3 protein-coding genes are annotated in these 4,469 nt (G+C 63.9%); all 3 read left to right on the top strand.

Annotation, left to right across the window (positions count from 1 at the left end):
- Positions 1–1,084 (top strand): glycine cleavage system aminomethyltransferase GcvT (gcvT, locus tag ACR0K1_RS25285; RefSeq protein ID WP_480852276.1); only part of this gene is annotated, 1,084 nt, incomplete at its 5' end.
- Positions 1,085–1,102: 18 nt separating this feature from the next.
- A complete protein-coding gene (gcvH, locus tag ACR0K1_RS25280) occupies positions 1,103–1,468 on the top strand; it encodes a glycine cleavage system protein GcvH (protein WP_480612172.1) in 366 nt (121 codons plus the stop codon).
- A 113-nt stretch (positions 1,469–1,581) separates the two neighbouring features.
- Positions 1,582–4,437 (top strand): aminomethyl-transferring glycine dehydrogenase, encoded by a 2,856-nt coding sequence (gcvP, locus tag ACR0K1_RS25275; RefSeq protein WP_480612173.1) that lies wholly within the window; start codon positions 1,582–1,584, stop codon positions 4,435–4,437.
- Positions 4,438–4,469 lie beyond the last annotated feature (32 nt).

The following is a 4,469-nucleotide window of genomic DNA, read 5'->3' as shown; positions in this document are numbered from 1 at the left end:
GAAACGCACGCCTCTCTACGCTTTGCATGTTGAGTTGGGTGGCAAGCTGGTTGATTTTGCGGGTTGGGAGATGCCTGTTCAGTATCCTTTGGGGATTATGGGGGAGCATAAGCAGTGCCGTGAGAAGGCGGCGGTGTTTGATGTGAGCCATATGGGTCAGGTGCTCCTGCGGGGCGAGGATGTGGGCGAGAAGCTGGAAGCGTTGTGCCCGCAGGCCTATGCGACGCTGAAGGAAGGAAAGGCGCGGTATGGGTTCTTCACCAATCCGCAAGGCGGGATCATGGATGACCTGATCGTGTCGAACGCGGGCGATCATTTCTTTGTGGTGGTGAACGCGGCGCTGCGGCATCAGGATATTCCGCATATGCAGGCCAATCTGGACGGTGTCGAAGTGACCGAGATTTTCGACCGCGCTTTGGTCGCTGTCCAAGGCCCTGCGGCGGAAACCGTTGTGGGCGATCTTTGCCCCGCAGCGCGGGATCTCAAGTTCATGGAAACCACCATGGCGCCGATCATGGGCGTCGACTGCCGCATCTCGCGGCTGGGCTATACCGGCGAGGACGGGTACGAGATTTCCATCCCGCAGCACAAGGCCATTGAAATTACCCGCGCCTTCCTCGCGCATGAGGATTGCGAACCGGCCGGTCTGGGCGCGCGCGACAGCCTGCGGCTGGAGGCGGGACTGTGCCTTTATGGCAATGACATCGACCAGAGCACCTCGCCGATCGAAGCCAGCTTGGGCTGGGCGATCCAGAAGCGCCGCAAGGAAGAGGGCGGCTTTCCCGGCGCGGACCGCGTGCAAAAGGAACTGGCCGAGGGGCCGGCGCGCAAGCTGGTGGGCATCAAACCCGAAGGGCGCGCCCCGGCGCGTCAGGGCGTGGAAATCCAATCGGCAGATGGCGCGACAATCGGCCAGATCACCTCGGGCGGGTTTGGTCCCACGGTCGGCGGCCCTGTGGCGATGGGCTATGTCGCCACCGCGCACAGCACACCGGGCGAGGCGGTGAACCTGATCATCCGGGGCAAGCCGCAACCGGCTGAGATCGTGGCGCTGCCCTTCGTCACCCAGAATTACAAGCGTTGAAGTCAGGAGAGAGACACAATGGCAACCTATTATTCCGAAGAGCATGAATGGCTGACCGTTGAGGGCGACACCGCCACGCTGGGCATCACCGCCCACGCCGCCGAGCAACTGGGCGATGTGGTCTTCGTCGAGCAGCAGGAAGCAGGCGACGAGTTTGAAAAAGACGGCGAGATCGGCGTGATCGAATCCGTCAAGGCGGCGTCGGAACTCTATGCCCCGGTCGATGGCGAGATCACCGAAGTGAACGAGACGCTGGCCGACAATCCCGGCGCGCTGAACGAAGACCCCGAGGGCGAGGCCTGGATCTACAAGATCAGGATCGCGGACGCGTCGCAGCTCGAAGACCTGATGGACGAGGCCGGCTACAAAGCCTTCATCGGCTGACGCCACAGCAAAGCCCCGGTATCGGGGCTCCCCCGCTTCATCTTTTTCCAAATACTCCCGCCGGAGGCTCCCGCAGTCTCCGCCGGACCTGACCTTTCCACAGGAGCGCAACGATGGCCTTCAAACTGACCGATTACGAAGCCTATGACTTCGCCAACCGCCGCCATATCGGGCCCAGCCCGACCGAGATGCGCGACATGCTCAAGGTGATCGGCTTCAAGACGCTGGACCAGCTGATCGACGCCACGGTTCCGCCCGCGATCCGGCAGAAGGACCCGCTGGACTGGGGTCCGGCGATGACCGAACGCGATGCGCTCTTTCACATGAAAGAGGTGGCGGGCAAGAACAAGGTCCTGACCTCGCTGATCGGGCAGGGGTACTATGGCACCACCACGCCGGCGCCGATCCTGCGCAATATCCTGGAAAACCCGGCCTGGTACACCGCCTATACGCCGTACCAACCCGAGATCAGCCAGGGCCGGCTCGAGGCTCTCCTGAACTTCCAGACCATGGTGAGCGATCTGACCGGGCTGGATGTGGCCAACGCCTCGCTGCTGGACGAAGCCACCGCTGCTGCCGAGGCGATGGCGATGGCGAAACGCGGTGGCCGGTCCAAGGCCAACAACGCAGCCTTCTTTGTCGACCGCAACTGCCACCCGCAGACCATCGCGGTGATCAAAACCCGCGCCGAACCTCTGGGCATCGACGTGCAGGTGGGCGATCCCGACAGCCTCGACGCCGGCGCGGTCTTTGGCGCGATCTTCCAGTATCCGGGCACCCATGGCCATGTGCGCGACTTCACCGCTGAAATCGCCGCCCTGCACGAACATAAAGCCATCGCCATTGTCGCTGCCGACATCCTGTCGCTGGCGCTGCTGAAGTCGCCGGGTGAGATGGGCGCGGACATTGCCATCGGCTCGACCCAGCGTTTTGGCGTGCCGATGGGCTATGGCGGGCCTCATGCCGCCTATATGGCGACCACCGACAAGCTGAAGCGCGCAATGCCGGGCCGGATCATCGGTGTGTCCATCGACAGCCGCGGCAACAAGGCCTATCGCCTGGCGCTGCAAACCCGCGAGCAGCATATCCGCCGCGAGAAGGCGAACTCGAATGTCTGCACCGCGCAGGCGCTGCTGGCGGTCATTGCCTCGATGTATGCGGTGTATCACGGCCCCGATGGCATCAAGGCCATCGCGCAATCGGTGCACCGCAAGACCTCGCGCATGGCCGCCGGTCTGGAAGAGGCGGGCTTCTCGGTTGAGCCGGAGGTGTTCTTCGACACCATCACGGTCGAGGTCGGCCATCTGCAGACCACGGTGATGGAGGCCGCCGTGGCGCGCGGTGTGAACCTGCGCAAGGTGGGCGAGACACGCGTGGGCATCAGCCTGGACGAACAGACCCGGCCCGAGACCATCGAGGCGGTCTGGGGCGCCTTCGGCATCGACCGCACCGATGACAGTTCGAACAAGGTCTATCGCCTGCCGGATTACGCGCTGCGCGAAAGCGCCTATCTGACCCACGAGATCTTCCACAAGAACCGGGCCGAGGCCGAGATCACCCGCTATATGCGCCGTCTGGCCGACCGCGATCTGGCGCTGGACCGGGCGATGATCCCGCTGGGCTCCTGCACCATGAAGCTGAACGCCACGATCGAGATGATCCCGGTCACCTGGCCCGAGTTCGGCAACCTGCACCCCTTCGTGCCGGAAGATCAGGCGCAGGGCTATCACGAGATGATCGCCGATCTGAACGACAAGCTGTGCCAGATCACCGGCTATGACGCGATCAGCCAGCAGCCCAACTCGGGCGCGCAGGGGGAATATGCGGGGCTCCTGACCATCCGCAACTATCACTTCGCCCGCGGTGAGGGGCACCGCAATGTCTGCCTGATCCCGACCTCGGCCCATGGCACCAACCCGGCCTCGGCGCAGATGGTGGGCTGGCAGGTGGTGCCGGTGCAATCGGATGAGAACGGCAATATCGACCTGAATGACTTCCGCGCCAAGGCCGAGAAGCACTCGGATCATCTGGCCGGCTGCATGATCACCTATCCGTCCACCCATGGCGTGTTCGAGACCACCGTGCAGGAGGTCTGCCAGATCACCCATGACCATGGCGGTCAGGTCTATATCGACGGGGCCAACATGAACGCCATGGTCGGCCTGTCGCGTCCGGGGGACATTGGCGGCGATGTCAGTCACCTGAACCTGCACAAGACCTTCTGCATCCCGCATGGCGGCGGCGGCCCCGGCATGGGCCCGATCGGAGTCAAGGCGCATCTGGAAGAGCATCTGCCCGGCCACCCGGAATACGGCACCGCTGTCGGCCCGGTCTCGGCGGCGCCCTTCGGCTCGCCCTCGATCCTGCCGGTCAGCTGGGCCTATGTGCTGCTGATGGGCGGCGCGGGTCTGACGCAGGCGACCAAAGTGGCGATCCTGAACGCCAATTACATCGCCGCGCGGCTGAGCGAGGCCTACCCGATCCTCTACACCTCGGAAACGGGCCGGGTGGCGCATGAATGCATCCTCGACACCCGCCCGCTGGACGAGGCCGCCCATGTCAGCGTCGATGACATCGCCAAACGGCTGGTCGATTCAGGCTTCCACGCGCCGACGATGTCCTGGCCGGTGGCCGGCACCCTGATGGTGGAACCCACGGAATCCGAACCCATGGCCGAGCTCGACCGTTTCTGCGACGCGATGCTGTCCATCCGGGCCGAGGCGCAGGATATCATCGACGGGCGTATCGACGCGGAAAACAACCCGCTGAAAAACGCCCCCCACACGGTGCGCGATCTGGTCGGCGACTGGGACCGCCCCTACACCCGCGAACAGGCCTGCTTCCCCCCGGGCTCCATGGGCGTCGACAAATACTGGTCCCCCGTCAACCGCGTCGACAACGCATACGGCGACCGAAACCTCGTCTGCACATGCCCCCCGATGTCAGAATACGAAGACGCCGCAGAGTAAATCACAAAAACCCCGCCCGACATCGGGCGGGG

This window comes from Ruegeria sp. F5, from assembly GCF_056533845.1.
The sequence above is the reverse complement of the archived record's forward strand: the minus strand, read 5'-3'. Positions and strand labels throughout refer to the sequence as shown.